We start from the raw sequence: 17,645 nt of genomic DNA on the forward strand, positions 1-17,645 counted from the left end.
ACGGTTTTATTAGTTGAACAAAATGCTAATATGGCCTTGTCTATAGCTAATAGAGGATATGTAATTGAAACAGGAAGAGTTGTACTTTCTGGATCAGCGCAAGAACTGCAAAATAGTGAAGAAGTTAAACTTGCTTATCTTGGTGGGCATTAATAGTAAACTACGACTATGTTTAGTCGTAGTTTTTTTGGTGTAATGTTATAATATGATGAGTATTAATTATTAATTGAATTACATAGAAAGGAGGGTTATATTGAAAACTTTAAGGTTTTGGATTTTATCGCTTATTTGTTTTACTATGTTTGGAATAATAGTTAGCACTTTAACTTCGAGTTATTATGTTACGAAAAAAAACTTGATAGAAAATTCTTTAGAGCAAAATAGAGTGTACGCAATGAAATTAGCTCAAATGACAGATGAAGTGTTTTTAAATATGCAAAGCAACCTAGAAGCTCGAAAGTCAGATGTGGTTAAGAATATAAAGAATCCCAAAACTGTTACCGGTATATTAGAACAGTTAAAAATAAGTGGTAAGAACTTCAACTCATTATCGGTTATCAATGATCTGGGAATTGCTATTGCTACTACTCCGAATTTAGGTCTTGTTGGCAATAAAATTACCTCAACTGGTGTAAAAGAAGCTTTAGCAAGGAAAGAACCTTTTATTTCTAAACCATATTACGCTCAAACAGGAAGACTCTTAATATTAATTACTACTCCTTTGTTTGGAGACAGTGGGGAATACTTAGGTATGCTTAATGGTACGGTATACTTGGAAGAAGATAACTTTATACATAATATTCTTGCAGAGCATTACTCTAAAGATGGTTCCTACGTTTACGTGGTTGATCGAGATGGATTTCTAATCTATCATCCTGATAAAACAAGAATAGGGGAATCTGTAAAAAGTAACCTTGTTGTTCGAAACTTAATAGAAGAAAAGAGTGGGACTCTGCAAATAGATAATACACGGGGAATTAACTTTCTGGCAGGATATACATACATAGAGAAAAGCAGGTGGGGTGTAGTCTCACAGACTCCATTTAATAGTGCAATAAAGCCTTTATCTGAAATTATGTTCACGATATTTTCATTTTCTTTGCCGTTTATTCTTATTTTTATAGTTGTAGCGTTTTACATATCAAATAAGCTAGCAGCACCATTACGTAAACTAGCCATTTACACTTTAACAGATAAAGATGATCAAGAAAGTATCCTTGATATCCCAATCTGGTATTTTGAGGCAAAACAATTAACGGAAACGATTAATAATTATACAAAACGGCAGGAAGAAACTGTCGATAATATGAAGATATTATCCGTAACAGACCCATTGACTGGATTGAAAAATAGGAGATATGGAGATTTTTTAATAGATGAATTAATGAACCAAAATAATGGATTTTCATTAATCATGATAGATATAGATCATTTTAAAAATGTTAATGATAAGTTCGGGCATATTGCTGGGGATGAGGTTCTGAAATTTACCGCCACGATTTTGACGGACTTATGTGTTGATCAAGAAGAGTGTATTCGATTTGGAGGAGAGGAATTTATCATTATACTTCCGAGAAAGAATATGCAGGAAGCATATATTTTGGGCGAACGAATAAGAAAAACGGTAGAGGAATCTATCCCACCTATCGATAATAAACTTACTATCTCTCTCGGGGTTGGTGAATATAATTCTGGTGAAACTCTAATGCAAGTTGTGAATAGAATTGACCGAGCTCTCTATGAAGCAAAAACAAATGGAAGAAATAAAATAGTAATCGCAAAATAAAAAAAAGAGCAGGCAGGATCTAATATTTAATCCTTTTGCTCGTTATTACTTAGTAAATAATATATTGTTTCCACAATTAACCCAATTGCAAATCCAAAAGCAGTGAAGATAAATAAAGAGAGAATTCCCGCTAAGTCTCCAAATTCTGCAGGTCCAGTAAAAAAGGATCGATACATTTCAAAAAATCCGATAAATAATCCAATAGTAAAAATATAAAATGTTTTTTGCAACTTATACAACAACAGGGCCCCTGCTAAAACGCCAATCACTACGGAAAATGCAGCGAACGCAAGTATGTTCATAATAACTAAATCTTGACCAAGTACATATTTAACTCCTAAAATAAGTAAAAACATTGAGATAAAAATAATTGTAATTGCAATTTTCCCATAATTCTTTAACAATTAATTCGCCTACTTTCACTAACTAATCATACTGGAATATGACGATATTTCCAATAGGATATGCAAATAACGAGAGGAATGATATGAATGTCTGAACATTATTTTCATCTAAAAGCTGACTGGCCAGGTAATCGCAATGATATAGGGACAATTTATGCACAAAATCTTCAAACAAAAATTTCTATTCCTTCAGAAATGGATGGTCCTGGGGAAGGTACAAATCCTGACGAAATGCTGCTAGGAGCGGCTACAACATGCTATATTATCACACTTGCCGCTATGCTTGAACGAAGCCAAATAGAAAAAGTATCTCTCGTTGTAGATTCCTCTGCCGTAGTAGATGTGACGAATGGGATTTTTACATACAAAAAGATTATACATCGACCTACACTAGTAATAGTGAATGAAAAAGATTTCAAAATGGCAACTCGATTATTAGTGAAAGCTGAAGACACTTGTATGATTAGTAAAGCTCTGAATGGAAATGTAGAAATAGAACTTGAACCTACACTGCTAGTAAGTGATAAAATCGAACAATAGATCTGTTTCTATACTATATTTTTACCGATTGATTTTTTGGATAACTAGAGTGAAGATACTTTCTTATTTTGTGAGAAGCACCGAAATATACAATTTTGGGTGCTCTAACACTACTCTATATAAGATAGACGATTATTTTATTGATTCAATCTATTTGCAATTTTATTTGTTTTATAACACATAGCCATAAACACAAATGAAGTGAAATAATGTCCCAAATAATATAAAAATATGAAATATCTCATGAAATCCTAATTTCTTTATAAATGGAATATTGGGCTTTATCCCATAGATAATTCCTCCGATTGTATAAGAGACCCCACCTAATATTAAGTAAAGTAATCCTGCGGACCCTAGAGCGTCAGCAAGTGTTGGTGCTAAGAATATAATTATCCATCCCATGCCGATATAAATAGACGTAGAAACCCATCTTGGACTATTGAACCAAATCATTTTAAACAAAATACCACTAGCAGCTAGTAAGAGTATAATGGTAAACAAAACAAATCCAGCCGTGTTATTTAAAGTGATTAGGCAAAATGGTGCGTAGGTGCCTGCGATTAAAATATAAATCATAGAATGATCGAGGCGTCTTAAAAATTGTATATGTTGCACTTTCCCTATCAACCAGTGATATGTAGTAGATGCACTATAAAGTGAAATCATGCTAACCCCAAAAATAACAATTGCAGTTAAAGTTTGGGGAGGACTATCGAGTTCTGTAGCTTTCCAGAACATAAAGATTAAACCTACTACTCCGAGAATTGCTCCTAATAAGTGAGAAAGACTATTAAATGGCTCTCTTATATATGTTTTCATCTAGGTATCTCCACCTCTATATATAGTTTTTATAACTACATATAAATATATTACTACAACAACACTTAGTCAAGGTTTACCGTGGGTGTTTTTTAAGTTATGATAAAGTGAAACTTCAATCAGCGGGTTTTTTTATCCGTCGCACTGATTGAACATGGAACTCAGGCAACTAACGCCGCTTCGTGCGGCAAGGCCTGAGTGATCAACATTCTGTTGACCTAACCAATCGGGCTTTTACAGGCAGTTAATCTCCCACTTGCGCTTTGTTACTTTGGCGAAGCTTTGAAGTGGGAGTCTTACTGCCAGTTAAAGCGGGATAAACGTAATGTAACAAACTGGAGGTATATGAGTGAGTAAATCAGAAGAAATTACACAAAAGTTGGGTTTGGACTCCACTATACATGAAGAAGATATACCAACTATTGATTTGTATATGGACCAAGTAATTCAGTTATTTGATGCAACGTATAATGATTCTTTACGTAATACGGATGAAAAGGTATTGACCAAAACGATGATCAATAATTATGCAAAGGGAAAATTATTTATTCCTATTAAGAACAAAAAGTATTCCAAAGACCATATAATGTTGATCAGCTTAATATATCAGTTGAAAGGCGCACTTTCTATTAAAGACATAAAATCTGTATTAGAGCCGATAAATGAAAAAATGGATACGAAAGATTTTTCATTAGAACAGTTTTATAGTTCTTGGGTAAAACTCCAACAGAAGAATGCCCAAAATTTTCTTGATGAAATGAAAAGCCATGAAGAAGAGGTGGAAAATCAGGAAACAGAGGCAACTCATAAACTAATATTACTCATTGCTTCCCTTTCGAATATGAGTAACGCTTATCGAAAAGCGGCGGAGCTGCTAGTAGACGAATTAACAGAACGAAGAAATGGGGCAAAGCAGTGAAAACTTTATGGGCAGATGGTAAGATTTTCACGATGGAAGCGGAGGGAAATTTCGTCGAAGCGATACTAGTAGAAGATGGGACCATTATTAATACCGGATTAAAAAATGATCTCCTCCCTTTAGCAGATCACTTGGAATCACTAAATGGCTGTGCTATGTATCCGGGTTTTGTAGATAGCCATATTCACTTAATTGGCCATGGTGAGAAGCTATCTTATTTAGATTTATCTACTTTTTCATCTATTAAACAAATAAAAGAAACGATAGCTACTTATGTTACTAATGAAGAATGGTATATGACAGAAGGCTGGGACGACAATAAATTAGATGAAGGTAGAGCCTTAACTTGTAGTGATCTCGACTTCATAACCGAAACAGCAGTAGTGCTAAAAAGAGTATGCCGACATGTTTTAGTAGCAAATACAACCGCAATGAATTTAGCTGGTATATCAAAAGATACACCCAACCCAATAGGAGGAGTAATAGGGAAAGATGAAAACGGTGAACTTAATGGGCTATTCTATGATGAGGCACAGCGGCTAATAACGGAGCATATACCTTTACCAACTACTGAATATCTGAAGAAAATTATTGCTTCTAGTATCGAGGACTTAAAATCAAATGGGTTTACAGGTGTCCATTCGGAGGATATGTCTTATTATGGACACTATAAAGTTCCTTTACAAGCATATCGTGAAGTAGTGAAAAATGGTTTTAGAGTTCATTTATTGCGACATCATGATGTTTTTGAACAAATGCAGGGGGAGGAAACGACCCCTTTTATCGAATTTGGAGCGATGAAAATATTTGTTGACGGTTCATTGGGTGGTAGAACAGCGTTATTATCTGAAGACTATTCGGATGAACCTGGTGAAAGAGGAATAGAGGTCCATAGCCCCGAAAAGCTGGAGAACTTAGTGAAATTGGCTCGCAGCTATAATGAGAATATTGCAGTTCACGTAATTGGAGATCAAGCTGTTGAAAAAGTATTGGACTTAATCGAAAAATATCCAGTAGCAGAAGGGAAGAAAGATCGGTTAATACATGTCAATGTATTACGGGCTGACCTTATTGAGCGGATGAAAAAGCTTCCTGTAATATTGGATTTACAACCAATATTTGTAGCTTCCGATTTTCCGTGGGTAAAAGAACGACTTGGAGCTTCCCGATTAGACTGGGCTTATGCATGGAAATCCCTGCTCAACGACGGATTCGATTGCTCCGGGGGATCTGACTCACCTATCGAACTAGCAGATCCATTACTTGGGATAGATGCAGCAGTTAATAATTTCTATTTGCCAGAGCAGGAATTAACAGTGTTTGATGCAGTCTCGTTATATACATCGGGGAGCGCAAAAGCCATCGGTAGAGAGCACAAACGAGGATTAATACTACCAGGTTATGATGCAGATTTTACTATTTTAAATAATGTGCTAGACAAAACAAACATTCTTTCTAGTTCTGTTGAAAAGACAGTTGTGGCTGGTGAAATTGTGTATAAGAAGAAAAGTGAAACTATTTAGCTTGTATAATCGTATAAATAATAGGAGAGGAGTGAGAGGAAATGGAAAACACAGGTTTTAAAATCTTGCTACATGCAAGTACATGGTTTGCCCCTTTTCTAGTTCCATTTATATTATTTTTAGTAGTAAATGACGAAGAAATTAAAAAGTTATCGATTCAAGCAGTACTGTTCCAATTAGTAATGGCTGTATTATTTACAATTTCATTCTTTTTAATTTTTATTTTAATTGGTATTCCGATGCTTATCATTTTTGGTATAATGGCATTTGTAGTTCCGATTATTGGAATTGTTAAAGCAATTACAGGAGACACCTTCAACTATCCTATTGTTGGATCATGGGTAAAGTAAGTGTCTTAACATAAAGGGGAATTAGAATGACTACTAAAATCGGTATTGATGCAGGTGGAACATTAACAAAAATAGCTTATTGGAATGAAAATAATGAAATGGTCTTTGAGCGATTTCTTTCATCAGATTTCCTTAAAGTTAAAAAATGGATTGAATCCAATCATCCGAATGCTTCTATCTGTGTCACTGGTGGTCGTGCGGAGCAATTAAAAGTACATTTTAGCTCCAGTGAAGAAATACCATATATAGTTGAATTTGATGCGACAATGAATGGTGTCATGTATCAATTGAAGTTAGGGGCATTCGAACCTAAAGCTGCAGTAATAGCAAACATTGGGACGGGTACATCTATACATATTATGCAAGCAAACAAACATCAAAGAATTAGTGGTACAGGAATTGGTGGGGGAACGCTGCTTGGTTTGGGTATGGCATTAACAGGCATCTCTGATTTTGAAGAAATTATGAAACAATCAAAAATGGGTAGTAGAGCTGAAATAGATGTGTTAGTTAGCGACATTTATAAAAACAATAAGCTTCCTATAAAAGGTACATTAACGGCGAGTAATTTTGGTGGTATTTCGATAAATCACACAGAGAATAAAAGTAATTCGGATTTGCTTGCAGGTGTCCAAGGAATGATTGGTGAAGTAGTTGCATCCCTTTGTATTCAAGCTGCAGATGCTCATGAAGTGGAAGATATTATATACATAGGTACTACCTTGGAAGACAATGAATTACTACAGCAGATCATTCAATCTTATACAGTATTAAAGCTTAAAAAACCAGTCTTTTTAGAGAAGCATGGCTATAGTGGGGCGATAGGGGCATTATTAGAAAACACTAAAAATTTTTAGGTGTAATAGTTGCATTATTAGAAAATCCGTGCTATATTTAAAGAGGATTATTTTTGTTCGGTTAGTTAGTAGGTGGCAACACTTTTACTTAACAGTGTTGAGCAAGGATAGTAACACAATGTATGCAGATTTTGCATATGAGGAGGATATACACATGGAACAAGGTAAAGTAAAATGGTTTAACTCAGAAAAAGGATTTGGATTTATCGAACGCGATGGCGGAGACGACGTATTCGTACATTTCTCAGCTATTCAAAGCGAAGGTTTCAAATCACTTGACGAAGGTCAAGAAGTAACTTTTGAAATTGAGCAAGGTCAACGTGGCCTTCAAGCTACTAACGTAAATAAAGCTTAATTTTAACCCTAAAACTAAAATAAAACTTTTACAGGCTCTCACTTGAGAGTCTGTTTTTTTGTATTTATCTATCTTGGATTACTTGAGACAAGAAAGTATTTCGATTAATATGCTATGATTATAGTAATATTTCTGAGGTGTTTGACAATTAGAAGAATCAAATCGAACGAAGCTATAAAAGAACTGGTATAATACGATGATGAAAAGTAAGCCAAACCGGAAATATATAATCGTAATAGAAAAGGGTGAAAATAGATGAAAAAATGGAAAAAAGAAATTATACTTAACGTACCAATTGAGTTTGCATGGCCATACTTTTATGGAGATATATCAAAAAAGAAAAAGATATTTCCGAAAGTAGTGGATGAGGAAATCACTATGGAAACCGAACAAATTATAGGTACAATTATAAATCAAAGCTATCAAATTGGATCTGTGACAGAACAATATGAAATAACGATAAAAAAATATACGAATGACCCAAATTACAAAGCGTTTCAGGAAAGTTTCCTTCTTAATAACCGTTTTAAAATGACAACAGAATATGAATTAGAAAGTCAAAGTGACAAGATGACCAAATTCATCTATACTTCTATAAATAAACCGAAAAACCCACTGCTTTCTATTTTTCAATTGTTTGGTAATGACGAGGTCATTATGAACTTTTTGAAGAGAGCAAAGGTTGCAATTGAATTGGATTTTGAGGAAACTCAAAACGAAGAAGTGAAATAATATTAGAACAGTTGAATAGCGCTAAAACAACTGCCTTTCACTTTCTAGGCAGTTGTTTTAATACAGCCTCTCGTGCTAGAGCGTGGGCTGCTTTATTTTGATCGTCTGGAATCCATTTGATAAAAAACAGGTCAAATGTATCTATAATTGTTAAAATCTTTTCTAGAATAGCTGCAAATTCAGGATTCTTCGCATATCTTTTTTCTACTGCTGCAAATACGATTTGCGAATCAGTGCGAGCAGAGACAATAGAGGGAGAAAGTTTTTTTGCCTCCTCTAAACCTCTTTGTAGTGCGATAAATTCAGTCGTGTGGTTAGAATACTCACCTATAAACTCACTTATTCTCAGATGATGTCCTTCCCCTTTTATAAATACACCAATTCCACTTGGTCCAGGATTGCCAGTGGTTGAACCGTCTGTATATACTTCTAACATATAATCACCTTTTTTGAAAAAATTATGGATATATCTAGTTTGAATGATAAGAGGGATAGTTGCAAACAAAAGAAACATAATAGTAGAATTATGAAATAGTGGGGAGTAGAATTGTATGAAAAATACACAACTTATAAATAAAATTGATGAGTTATTAGACACTTATTGTGATGGCTGCTTCGTTCGAAAGCAATTGCGAAAAGAAAGTGGCAAAACAATTGCATATAGATTTTGTTTAGAACAATGCACGGTCGGTGAGAATATTAAACAAATTGGCAGTCAATTAAAATGTTCGAAATAAAAAAGTCCCACGACTAATTTGCCGCGGGAAGAAGCGTTTCTATTCGTTTTTTATCACGTTTGCAGCTTGAGGTCCACGGTTTCCTTCAATTATTTCGAACGTTACTTGTTGTCCTTCATCTAATGCTCGAAATCCATCACCTTGAATTCCCGTAAAATGGACAAATACATCTTCTCCATCGTTGTATTCGATGAAACCATAACCTTTTTCATTATTAAACCATTTTACTTTCCCCTGTTGCATAAACGTTCCTCCCTTAATCCACTAGAAACTCTATAAATGGATACATAAACTATACTTGAATTGTCAGTCAACGTCAATGAAATGTCGAATTTTAGCAGAAGGAGAGGAAGTGGATAGAGTATTTGACGGGCTAGTAGTAAAGAAAAGGGAAGAACCCATCGAGTTCTATTTTGAATTCTTCCTATACGTAGTAGATTGATTGGAAAATGTGTTTACTTGCTGTGTCAGATCTTCTACCAATTCTTTTAGTTGTTTTTTTGTTGATCTGTTAACTTCCTTTCATACTTTCTGGATCAATACCATTTCTTCTAAGAGTGTCATCTACTAGAAAATCAATTACCTTGTTAGAAATAGTCTTTGGTTTTTCTGGTAAGTTACCGTTACTCACTTTGTTCTCTTCTTCATATAAAAATCGGTTGCCTAGTAGCATATGCAACTATAGGAAAAGTAAACAGTTTAAACGAATGACTGTCGTTATCGGTGGAAGTATCGCAATGATCGAATGCTCCAATATTTTTTATTATTTTAAATTAAAGAATATCCAATTTCGCAACTAATGCCACTAGTACTTGTAAAGTCGCTTCGATATATACTGATATGTCTGTATCATTAGTTACAATGTTGACGTCTTTTGAATTTTTTACATAAATTTTCTGTTTGTTCTTTTGCTCGTCATTAAACCGTTGGAACAGTTCTTGCGATACAGCTTGACCTTGAATGGTATCACCGATTGAATTACTGATTAATAACGCGATTGCAAGCTGTAAGCCTATTTGTAGCGAACCGGCGGCTTGGGTATCTGATAACTGAACCGTTACATTACAGGAATCTTTTATCCAGATTAATTCATCAGATTCTTGGTCGACAGATGAAAACTGACCGCCATCTGGAAAAACCGTTGTATCCTCGGTATTTCCAGTGGAATCCCAGCTGTTTTCTTCTTCTCCCTTTTCCCAACGATGATTATTTCATCGGTTGCATTTTTGGGAGTGCTTCACAAACATACTTACAATATGTGCATTTCCAATGACTCATTTTATAAGCTCCTTCCTCTATTGATTTCCAGGTTGCAATAATTTCACAACCGGATTTATATAACAAAAGAGCTTATAGAGGAAGGAGATAGTCTATTTGACTAGACTAGTAAAACTATTTCAAATAATGTTAGAACGAGAAAGTTAAATCCAAATAATACAGACATAGAGCTTTATTGTATATAATAGAAAGGTGAATCAAAATTGAGGAGAATTAATAGATGAATCCGATGGAGCAATGTGAGAATTTAGTCAAAAAAGTGTATAGGCATTTTGACGCTAGTCACGACTTTCAACATATAGAGAGAGTACGTAAAAATGCTTTTGATATTGCGGATACAGAACCTACTGCAAATAGGGAAATGATCGAACTTGCGGTATTACTTCATGATGTTAGTGACCCCAAATATTCTTCGAAAGAAAAGCAAGAAGAAGATAGAATCATTAAACAGCTGAATTTATCGGCAAAAAAAATAACTCAAGTAAAAGAAATCATTACTGCCATATCATTCAATGGCGGTCATGAAGTAGAGGCTGAGACTATTGAAGCGAAAATAGTTCGAGATGCAGATCGGTTAGATGCAATTGGTGCAGTAGGTATAGCCCGAACATTCGCTTATGGTGGTGCAAAAGGAAGACTCCTTTACGACGCAAATGAAACTCCTAGAGAATCTATGTCAGTAGAAGAATATCGAACGAAACAAACAGCCTCGGTTACCCATTTTTACGAAAAATTATTAAAGCTATCTGAAGGAATGCAAACTAAAAAAGGAAAAGAGCTAGCAATAGAACGACATGCCTTTATGGAACTATTTCTAGAAAACTTACGCAAAGAAACAGGGGAACATATATGAGTCATTTAATTATTTCAGATTTAACAAAAACAGTTGGAGAAAAAACCTTATTCGAAAATATTTCCTTTACTATTAACAACCAAAATAGAGCCGGCTTGATAGGGATAAACGGTACAGGTAAATCGACTTTTCTTTCAATCCTTGCAGGAGAATTAGAAGCAGATTCTATTGAACGCGATCACCCGAACAAATATCGCGTTGTCTATTTGGAGCAACAGCCAACGTTTGAAAAAGACGAAACTGTTATTCAAACTGTATTTGGTGGAGATTCACCGATATTAAAGATAAACCGAGAATATGAGGAAGCTTTATTAGCATTAATGGAAAACTCCCATTCAACAGAACTTCAAAATAAACTGATGGACTTACAGGAGAAAATGGATGACTATCAAGCGTGGGATGTCAATTCATTGGCTAAGACTGCTTTAACTAAATTAGGTATAACTCAGTTTGAAGACTCTATCCTCCACTTATCAGGTGGTCAGCAAAAGAGAGTGGCATTAGCGAAAGTGTTAATCGAACCAGCAGACCTTTTGTTGTTGGATGAGCCTACCAACCATTTAGACAAAGAGTCGACTGATTGGCTACAGGATATGTTGCAAAAAGTAGAAGGATCTATCATCTTTGTTACGCATGATCGGTACTTTTTAGATACAGTTGCAACCCATATTTATGAGCTTGCCGATAAAACTTTATATACGCATACTGGAAATTATGCAGACTACTTAGAGTCAAAAGCTTTACGCGAAGAAATGAATGCATCATCTCAGCAAAAACTTCAAAATTTATATCGTAATGAACTGAAATGGATTCGTAGAGGTGCCAAAGCAAGATCTACTAAACAAAAAGCAAGAAAAGATCGATTTGAAGATATAGACGCAAGCTTGGATCGTGACAATTCATCTCTAAATTTAGAAATGGAAATGGTTACTACTAGACTTGGAAAACAAGTGTATGAAGGGAAAGAAATTTCGAAAAGATTTGACTCGAAAAACATTGTAGAGAATTTCTCATTCTTATTACAAGCTGGAGATCGCATTGGAATTGTAGGGCCAAACGGTGTAGGAAAAAGTACACTTCTTAAAATGCTTGCCGGTGAAATTCCGATGGATTCTGGTGAAATCATTAAAGGTTCTACCGTTAAGTTAATGCATTTTACACAACAGTTACCGGAATTGAATCCGCAAACAAGAATGATTGAATATGTTCGGGAATCAGCCGAGTTAATAGAAACTGGTAATGGAGAAAAATTCTCTGCCGCTCAAATGTTGGAGCGATTCTTGTTCCCATTAAACACACATGGTACCCAAATTGGAAAACTTTCTGGTGGGGAAAAGAAACGATTAGTTCTTTTGAAAATGTTGATGGAGCAGCCTAATGTTCTATTCTTAGATGAGCCTACAAATGATCTAGATATTCAAACATTATCTGTTCTAGAAGATTTCATGGAATCTTTCCCAGGAGTTATTATTACGATTTCCCATGATCGTTTCTTCCTAGACCGCATTGCCAAAAAGCTATGGCTATTAAATGGTGATGGAACGGTAACGGAATGGCTAGGCGTATATTCCGATATGCTAGATGCACCGAAAACAACACCAAAAGCAATTCAAAAAGAAACTCCTAAAGAAATAGTAAAAGAGATTAAAGTGGAAGTACCGAAAGAAAAGAAAAAGTTTACCTATAAAGAGCAAAGAGAATGGGAAACTATTGGACAAGAAATTGAGAAAACAGAGCAATTAATCCAACAATTAGAAGGTAAAATGCAAACTGCAGGTGCTGATTTTACTTTACTTCAGGATGCAACAAATGAGTTAGCAGAAGCAAACGGCAAATATGAGAAACTAATTGAAAGATGGTCCTATTTGGAAGAAATAGCATCTTCTTAACTTTACTTACTGGAGGTATGTAAGCATGAAAATAGTAACGATTGAACCAACACCAAGTCCAAATACGATGAAAGTTGTGATCGATCAGGAACTTCCTTTTGGCAAAAGCTATAACTATAAAAAAGATAATATCGCAGATGCTCCAAAGGAAATTCAAGCTATCTTTGCTGTCGAAGGTGTAAAGGGTGTTTACCATGTGGCAGACTTCCTAGCAATCGAGCGTATTGCGAAGTTTACTTGGGAAATAATTTTAGCTAATGTGGAAAATGTTTTCGGCGCTGAAAATGATGAAGTGAAAGAAGCACACACACCTTTAGAACATTTTGGAGAAGTATATGTACATGTTCAGCAATATAAGGGAATCCCGCTTCAGGTAAAAGTATTCGATAGTGAATCTGAATCGAGATATGGCCTATCTTCACGCTTTATAAATGCGTTAGACGAAGCGATGGAAGGCGATAAAGAAAACTATCTATTATTACGTAAATGGGTAGATTATGGCGTCCGTTATGGTGATCAGAAGGAAATAGGGGAACAATTAGTAAAAGAGCTGGAAGCAACTTTTCCTGCAAGCAAGCTCGTTCAACTAATTGCAGATAAAGATATAAACGAAGAAGATAAAAAACCTTTTAGAGTACCATTTACATTAATGCAATTTGAAGTGAGTGATTGGGAGCAACGTTTTCAATTGCTAAATAACTTGATCAATCCAGAAATAGAGGATCTCCCTATACTGGAAATAGCAGTGCAAGATGAGCAAGTTTCTATCAGACGGCTAGCTACAGTTTATCTTGGATTAATAGAGGATCAGGCTGTTGTACCTTATTTAGAGATGGCTCTCAAAGACAAGAGTTCAGCAGTAAGAAGAACGGCTGGCGATGCAATGAGTGACTTAGGATTTGAACAATTTGCAGATGCGTTGAAGATAGCTCTGTTTGACAAAAACAAGTTAGTTCGCTGGAGAGCCGCAATGTATTTTTATGAAATTGGAGATACAGAGGCACTTCCAGCCCTTAAAGAAGCAATGGATGATAAAGAATACGAGGTTAAACTTCAGGTTCTAATGGCTATTGCTCGCATTGAAGGTGGAGAAGAAGCTAAAGGATCTGTATGGAAACAAATGAGTGAAGCACGGAAATAGAACTTATTTAATAACGCAAGAAGGTTGTTCACTAATTGGAACAGCTTTCTTGCGTTTTTTTAACAATAACGTTAATAATTCAAACTAAAGGAGGAGTAATCATGTATTTAGAATTTTATCTTTACCCAGTACTGGAAGAAAACAAAGAACAATTTTTAAAAATTAATCGAGAAGCTGAACGTATTTACAAAGAATATGGGGCTATCGAGAGCGAAACATATACTGCTACATCTATTCAGCCGGAATATGGTTGTTCAGGAATGATATCGGCAGTTGAACTACTTGAAAGCGAAGTACTTATGTTAGAAATTAATCGTTATCATAATAAGGTTCACCATAGTCAGGTTTTGGAGAAAGTCGATAATGATGAAGAGATTGAAAAATTATATAATCAAATGACAAAGGTGATCGATATGAGCCGAACTGTCCGTGGGGAATTCGTATTGTCATAACAAAGAAATTGAATTCTGCCATAATAAGGCGATATAACGAAGTGACAGAAAAGTCTAATTTCTCTATTTAATTTGCCGAGAAGTTGGTCTTTTTTATAATGGAGATTCCTTATGCTTACCGTTGTAAATTCGCATTTTCCTGACGCTACTCCATTAATGAAAATATAGCTTTAATGATAAAGAGGAACCTCTTTAAAAAAAGTGGCTTTTTAGCCAAATATATGTTTCTACACACTACACATAAGCATTCAACAATATGCTTATAGCGACTAGCAATTGGAGGAAGAACAGATGATATTAATTAATTCAGAGACGATACATCCTCAAATAGAGGAGCTGTTATGTTTAGCCGTTTCTAAAGAGAAAGTGGAGATGGAGTATCATTCGTATTTATTAAAATCAAATCGAATGTTGTATGGAATGATTAAGGAAACTGACATTGTTGGTTGTATTGGAATAGAATTTGTTTCTCCGAGTATATGTGAAATTAGGCATATTGCTGTTGACCCCGATAGTAGAAAACAGCAAATTGGTAGTAATATGATATATTTTATTATCGAGCAATTTCAATTAGATTCTATTTTTGCAGAAACGGATAAGGATGCAGTGAATTTTTATGCTTCTATTGGATTTACAGTAACGAGTCTTGGTGAAAAATATCTTGGTGTGGAGCGATTCCATTGTGTATTTAAAAAACAAAATTACTACTTTTCCAAAAAATAATCCAAAACGAACTGGTGAAATAATTTAGCAGCAGGGGATAGGTAGCGATCTTTCACTACTGCCATCCCTATGACACGCTCATATAAAGCATCTTCAATTCTCAATTTAGTCATCCTATCCGTTTCTCCACCGTCGGGTAAAATGGAATACCCTAGACCGGCAGCGATGAAGCCTGCAACGGTTGCGACTTCATCGCCTTCAAAGGAAATATTTGGTTTTAATCCCCCGTTCTCGAAGATTTCATCTGTTGTTTTCCGAAGTGCATAGCCTTTTTTCATCCCTATAAATGATTCCTTCGCTATTTCTTTTAGAAGAATACTCTTGCGCGTCGCAAGCGGGTGGTTTGCTTGCACCATTACAAATAATTCATCTCGCCAAAGCTCCGTCCATTCAATCGGATTATCGTTTTCCATGGAAGCAAGTAAGCACAAATCTAAGTTTCCAAGTTTTAATTCCTTCAGCTGAGTATGCGTATGGTTTTGTTGAAACTGAAAAGTGATTTGTGGATGATCCTTATGAAACGCCCGTATGATATTCGGAACAGTACTTGTACCTAATGTATGTAAAAAACCAAGAGAAACTTCTCCATGTTCAGGATTAATGATGTGCTGGATCTCCTCTAAGCCATCCTCCATTTCTTTCAAAATACTATTGACCCTTATTAAAAACAGCTGCCCGTATTTATTCAAAATGATCGAACGACCTTGTCGATCAAATAATGGAACACCAATTTCTTGTTCCAAACTTGAAATGGATCTACTTAAAGCAGGCTGAGAAATAGCTAGTATTTCAGCGGCTTTCGTCATATGTTGAATCCTTGCGAGAGTTTGAAAATATTCTAATCTTTGCCATTCCATTTGAATCATTTCCTTCCGTTTTATCATGCATAAAAGGTATCGTATTAATGATAATAATAAATTATACATTATGAATAGTCAATGCTACTATTAGTTCAACAGATTAACACTTTAATTCGATAAAGGGGATATGAAGATGAAAGTTGTAGCACCTAAAGCTTTTACGTTAGAAGGCGGGAAAAGAGCGGTATTATTACTTCATGGATTTACGGGGAGCACAAAGGATGTAAAAAGATTAGGACAGTATTTACAAAAAAGAGGCTATACTTGTCATGCCCCTATGTACAGAGGACATGGTGTTACACCGGAAGAATTATTATTAACTAGTCCGGCCGAGTGGTGGCAGGATGTAATTGATGGGTATAATCATTTAAAAAATCTAGGATATGAAGAAATTGCAGTAGCTGGAATTTCACTTGGAGGAGTTTTCTCATTGAAAGTGGCAGAAGAGTTTCCTGTTAAGGCTGTTGTATCGATGTGTGCTCCTATTAAGCGACATAACACGGAAGGGTTATTTGACCGGTTATATAATTACGCTAAAATCTATAAATCATTTGAGGGCAAATCAAAAGAAGAAATAATATCGGAATTAGAAACATTAAAGAACACAAAAAGTGATTCATTTGATGGAGTTCATGAAATCACAGAAATGACTCGTAATGGATTACAGCTGATCAATTCACCTACTTTAGTACTGCAAGGCTCACTAGATGATGAAATCTATCAAAAAAGTGCTTCCTATATTCACGAAACAGTAGATACAAATGAAAAAGAAATTATTTGGTATAAAGAATCTAGCCATATTATTACTGTTGGAAAAGAAAAAGAAAAAGTATGCGAGGATGTATACGAATTTCTGAATCAAGTCGATTGGGTCGCTTCTTGATCAATTACATATAAGCCTTTTACTTTGAGCGTGTAAGTGCGCTATATAGGTAAGAGGTTTTTTATTATTTTGATTGTAGTATAATAGGACTAATCAAGATTTTAGGGGGGAGACTGTTGAAGTTTATCAAAGTACTTTTGGGCATTGTAATTTTTCTAGGTATTATCGTAGTTGCCGCTTATTATTTTGGACCAAAGTTAGTCGCCGATCAAGTGATGGAAAAAGTATCTGTAGAGTTGCAGGATAGCGGGCAGTTGGAAGCGATAAAAAAGGAAATTGAAAATGATCCTGAGCTTCGGGAATTTATAGCAGAGGGTAAGAATGTAGATAGCAGCAAGCTGCCATTTCAAACAAAAGAAGAAGCCACAAGGGCGCTAATAACAAAATTTGGCATTAGTGAAATACGAGAAATCCAATCAAAAGCTAAAGATGGAATGACTGCGGAAGAAAAACAGGAAATTTTTAATAAGTTAGAAAGCAACTTAACTAAGGAAGAAATGCTCGCTTTAAAAGTATTAGCTTATAAGGAATTATATAAATGATG

General features: G+C 35.1%; 22 protein-coding genes and 2 pseudogenes. 17 read left to right on the plus strand and 7 right to left on the minus strand.

The window, feature by feature from the left end; genetic code table 11:
* Both LDK52_RS02115 and LDK52_RS02120 read left to right on the plus strand, forming a co-directional pair.
* Positions 1-153 (plus strand): annotated as a pseudogene (locus LDK52_RS02115) (ABC transporter ATP-binding protein); the annotation flags it as partial.
* A 100-nt stretch (positions 154-253) separates the two neighbouring features.
* Entirely contained in the window at positions 254-1,786 is a 1,533-nt protein-coding gene (locus LDK52_RS02120; protein WP_277584307.1) for a sensor domain-containing diguanylate cyclase, read from the plus strand.
* Positions 1,787-1,812: 26 nt separating this feature from the next.
* Here LDK52_RS02120 and LDK52_RS02125 read toward each other — a convergent pair whose 3' ends face one another.
* Positions 1,813-2,190, minus strand: a complete 378-nt coding sequence (locus tag LDK52_RS02125; protein WP_277584308.1) for a hypothetical protein — start codon at positions 2,188-2,190, stop codon at positions 1,813-1,815.
* Between the two features lie 87 nt (positions 2,191-2,277).
* Here LDK52_RS02125 and LDK52_RS02130 point away from each other — a divergent pair, with 87 nt between their 5' ends.
* Positions 2,278-2,730, plus strand: coding sequence for an SACOL1771 family peroxiredoxin (locus LDK52_RS02130; RefSeq protein ID WP_277584309.1), 453 nt, complete (start codon positions 2,278-2,280; stop codon positions 2,728-2,730).
* Positions 2,731-2,901: 171 nt separating this feature from the next.
* Here the strand turns inward: LDK52_RS02130 and trhA are convergent, their stop codons facing one another.
* Positions 2,902-3,549 (minus strand): PAQR family membrane homeostasis protein TrhA, encoded by a 648-nt coding sequence (gene trhA, locus LDK52_RS02135; RefSeq protein WP_277584310.1) that lies wholly within the window; start codon positions 3,547-3,549, stop codon positions 2,902-2,904.
* Positions 3,550-3,898: 349 nt separating this feature from the next.
* Here trhA and LDK52_RS02140 point away from each other — a divergent pair, with 349 nt between their 5' ends.
* The 6 genes from LDK52_RS02140 to LDK52_RS02165 all read left to right on the plus strand — a co-directional run bounded on the left by LDK52_RS02140 (position 3,899) and on the right by LDK52_RS02165 (position 8,285).
* Positions 3,899-4,468, plus strand: coding sequence for a DUF1836 domain-containing protein (locus tag LDK52_RS02140; protein ID WP_277584311.1), 570 nt, complete (start codon positions 3,899-3,901; stop codon positions 4,466-4,468).
* The gene (locus tag LDK52_RS02145; RefSeq protein ID WP_277584312.1) at positions 4,465-5,991 is read left to right on the plus strand and encodes an amidohydrolase; all 1,527 of its coding nucleotides are present in this window, start codon (positions 4,465-4,467) and stop codon (positions 5,989-5,991) included. The genes LDK52_RS02140 and LDK52_RS02145 overlap by 4 nt, the downstream gene beginning before the upstream one ends.
* Positions 5,992-6,032: 41 nt before the next feature.
* On the plus strand, positions 6,033-6,341 hold the full coding sequence (locus LDK52_RS02150) for a DUF4870 domain-containing protein (protein ID WP_277584313.1): 309 nt from the start codon (positions 6,033-6,035) through the stop codon (positions 6,339-6,341).
* A gap of 26 nt (positions 6,342-6,367) precedes the next feature.
* Positions 6,368-7,198, plus strand: coding sequence for a type II pantothenate kinase (gene coaW, locus LDK52_RS02155; protein WP_277584314.1), 831 nt, complete (start codon positions 6,368-6,370; stop codon positions 7,196-7,198).
* Between the two features lie 154 nt (positions 7,199-7,352).
* On the plus strand, positions 7,353-7,553 hold the full coding sequence (locus LDK52_RS02160; RefSeq protein WP_016427350.1) for a cold-shock protein: 201 nt from the start codon (positions 7,353-7,355) through the stop codon (positions 7,551-7,553).
* Positions 7,554-7,808: 255 nt separating this feature from the next.
* On the plus strand, positions 7,809-8,285 hold the full coding sequence (locus tag LDK52_RS02165; protein WP_277584315.1) for a hypothetical protein: 477 nt from the start codon (positions 7,809-7,811) through the stop codon (positions 8,283-8,285).
* A 37-nt stretch (positions 8,286-8,322) separates the two neighbouring features.
* Here LDK52_RS02165 and LDK52_RS02170 read toward each other — a convergent pair whose 3' ends face one another.
* On the minus strand, positions 8,323-8,721 hold the full coding sequence (locus tag LDK52_RS02170) for a reverse transcriptase-like protein (RefSeq protein ID WP_277584316.1): 399 nt from the start codon (positions 8,719-8,721) through the stop codon (positions 8,323-8,325).
* 115 nt (positions 8,722-8,836) lie between these two features.
* On the opposite strand from LDK52_RS02170, the gene LDK52_RS02175 reads away from it, so the two are divergent.
* Positions 8,837-9,022: a zinc-finger domain-containing protein gene (locus tag LDK52_RS02175; RefSeq protein WP_277584317.1), complete on the plus strand. Its 186-nt coding sequence runs from the start codon at positions 8,837-8,839 to the stop codon at positions 9,020-9,022.
* Between the two features lie 39 nt (positions 9,023-9,061).
* Here the strand turns inward: LDK52_RS02175 and LDK52_RS02180 are convergent, their stop codons facing one another.
* From LDK52_RS02180 to LDK52_RS02190, 3 genes and pseudogenes are all read right to left on the minus strand, one after another.
* Positions 9,062-9,265, minus strand: a complete 204-nt coding sequence (locus LDK52_RS02180) for a cold-shock protein (RefSeq protein ID WP_093534448.1) — start codon at positions 9,263-9,265, stop codon at positions 9,062-9,064.
* 530 nt (positions 9,266-9,795) lie between these two features.
* Positions 9,796-10,020: a spore coat protein gene (locus tag LDK52_RS02185; protein WP_320415334.1), complete on the minus strand. Its 225-nt coding sequence runs from the start codon at positions 10,018-10,020 to the stop codon at positions 9,796-9,798.
* Positions 10,006-10,140 (minus strand): annotated as a pseudogene (locus LDK52_RS02190) (spore coat protein); the annotation flags it as partial. The gene LDK52_RS02185 and the pseudogene LDK52_RS02190, both read right to left, overlap by 15 nt.
* Before the next feature lie 380 nt (positions 10,141-10,520).
* Here LDK52_RS02190 and LDK52_RS02195 point away from each other — a divergent pair.
* From LDK52_RS02195 to LDK52_RS02215, 5 genes are all read left to right on the plus strand, one after another.
* Positions 10,521-11,153 carry an HD domain-containing protein gene (locus LDK52_RS02195; RefSeq protein WP_277584318.1) on the plus strand — a complete coding sequence of 211 codons (633 nt, stop codon included), beginning with the start codon at positions 10,521-10,523 and terminating at the stop codon, positions 11,151-11,153.
* A complete protein-coding gene (locus tag LDK52_RS02200) occupies positions 11,150-13,042 on the plus strand; it encodes an ABC-F family ATP-binding cassette domain-containing protein (protein ID WP_277584319.1) in 1,893 nt (630 codons plus the stop codon). Before LDK52_RS02195 ends, LDK52_RS02200 begins: the two co-directional genes overlap by 4 nt.
* Before the next feature lie 25 nt (positions 13,043-13,067).
* Positions 13,068-14,183, plus strand: a complete 1,116-nt coding sequence (locus LDK52_RS02205) for a conserved virulence factor C family protein (protein WP_277584320.1) — start codon at positions 13,068-13,070, stop codon at positions 14,181-14,183.
* A gap of 101 nt (positions 14,184-14,284) precedes the next feature.
* Positions 14,285-14,635, plus strand: coding sequence for a DUF1428 family protein (locus tag LDK52_RS02210; protein ID WP_277584321.1), 351 nt, complete (start codon positions 14,285-14,287; stop codon positions 14,633-14,635).
* A gap of 291 nt (positions 14,636-14,926) precedes the next feature.
* Positions 14,927-15,358 (plus strand): GNAT family N-acetyltransferase, encoded by a 432-nt coding sequence (locus tag LDK52_RS02215; protein ID WP_277584322.1) that lies wholly within the window; start codon positions 14,927-14,929, stop codon positions 15,356-15,358.
* Here the strand turns inward: LDK52_RS02215 and LDK52_RS02220 are convergent.
* The gene (locus LDK52_RS02220) at positions 15,340-16,215 is read right to left on the minus strand and encodes a LysR family transcriptional regulator (protein WP_277584323.1); all 876 of its coding nucleotides are present in this window, start codon (positions 16,213-16,215) and stop codon (positions 15,340-15,342) included. The two genes, LDK52_RS02215 and LDK52_RS02220, sit on opposite strands and share 19 nt — an antisense overlap.
* A 136-nt stretch (positions 16,216-16,351) precedes the next feature.
* Between LDK52_RS02220 and LDK52_RS02225 the strand changes: the two genes are divergently transcribed.
* Together LDK52_RS02225 and LDK52_RS02230 are read left to right on the plus strand one after the other, a co-directional pair.
* Positions 16,352-17,101: an alpha/beta hydrolase gene (locus LDK52_RS02225; RefSeq protein WP_277584324.1), complete on the plus strand. Its 750-nt coding sequence runs from the start codon at positions 16,352-16,354 to the stop codon at positions 17,099-17,101.
* Between the two features lie 116 nt (positions 17,102-17,217).
* The gene (locus LDK52_RS02230; RefSeq protein WP_277584325.1) at positions 17,218-17,643 is read left to right on the plus strand and encodes a hypothetical protein; all 426 of its coding nucleotides are present in this window, start codon (positions 17,218-17,220) and stop codon (positions 17,641-17,643) included.
* The last annotated feature ends 2 nt before the right edge of the window (positions 17,644-17,645 follow it).

The organism is Psychrobacillus antarcticus (assembly GCF_029533155.1).
Taxonomy (GTDB): Bacteria; Bacillota; Bacilli; order Bacillales_A; family Planococcaceae; genus Psychrobacillus; species Psychrobacillus antarcticus.

Bases quoted from the DNA above. Each gene is read 5' to 3' on its own strand.
- LDK52_RS02130 (WP_277584309.1), top strand. From the start codon at position 2,278: ATGTCTGAACATTATTTTCATCTAAAAGCTGACTGGCCAGGTAATCGC.
- LDK52_RS02215 (WP_277584322.1), top strand. From the start codon at position 14,927: ATGATATTAATTAATTCAGAGACGATACATCCTCAAATAGAGGAGCTG.
- LDK52_RS02225 (WP_277584324.1), top strand. From the start codon at position 16,352: ATGAAAGTTGTAGCACCTAAAGCTTTTACGTTAGAAGGCGGGAAAAGA.
- coaW (WP_277584314.1), top strand. From the start codon at position 6,368: ATGACTACTAAAATCGGTATTGATGCAGGTGGAACATTAACAAAAATA.
- trhA (WP_277584310.1), bottom strand. From the start codon at position 3,549: ATGAAAACATATATAAGAGAGCCATTTAATAGTCTTTCTCACTTATTA.
- LDK52_RS02165 (WP_277584315.1), top strand. From the start codon at position 7,809: ATGAAAAAATGGAAAAAAGAAATTATACTTAACGTACCAATTGAGTTT.
- LDK52_RS02175 (WP_277584317.1), top strand. From the start codon at position 8,837: ATGAAAAATACACAACTTATAAATAAAATTGATGAGTTATTAGACACT.
- LDK52_RS02170 (WP_277584316.1), bottom strand. From the start codon at position 8,721: ATGTTAGAAGTATATACAGACGGTTCAACCACTGGCAATCCTGGACCA.
- LDK52_RS02205 (WP_277584320.1), top strand. From the start codon at position 13,068: ATGAAAATAGTAACGATTGAACCAACACCAAGTCCAAATACGATGAAA.
- LDK52_RS02200 (WP_277584319.1), top strand. From the start codon at position 11,150: ATGAGTCATTTAATTATTTCAGATTTAACAAAAACAGTTGGAGAAAAA.
- LDK52_RS02220 (WP_277584323.1), bottom strand. From the start codon at position 16,215: ATGGAATGGCAAAGATTAGAATATTTTCAAACTCTCGCAAGGATTCAA.
- LDK52_RS02180 (WP_093534448.1), bottom strand. From the start codon at position 9,265: ATGCAACAGGGGAAAGTAAAATGGTTTAATAATGAAAAAGGTTATGGT.
- LDK52_RS02150 (WP_277584313.1), top strand. From the start codon at position 6,033: ATGGAAAACACAGGTTTTAAAATCTTGCTACATGCAAGTACATGGTTT.
- LDK52_RS02210 (WP_277584321.1), top strand. From the start codon at position 14,285: ATGTATTTAGAATTTTATCTTTACCCAGTACTGGAAGAAAACAAAGAA.
- LDK52_RS02195 (WP_277584318.1), top strand. From the start codon at position 10,521: ATGAATCCGATGGAGCAATGTGAGAATTTAGTCAAAAAAGTGTATAGG.
- LDK52_RS02160 (WP_016427350.1), top strand. From the start codon at position 7,353: ATGGAACAAGGTAAAGTAAAATGGTTTAACTCAGAAAAAGGATTTGGA.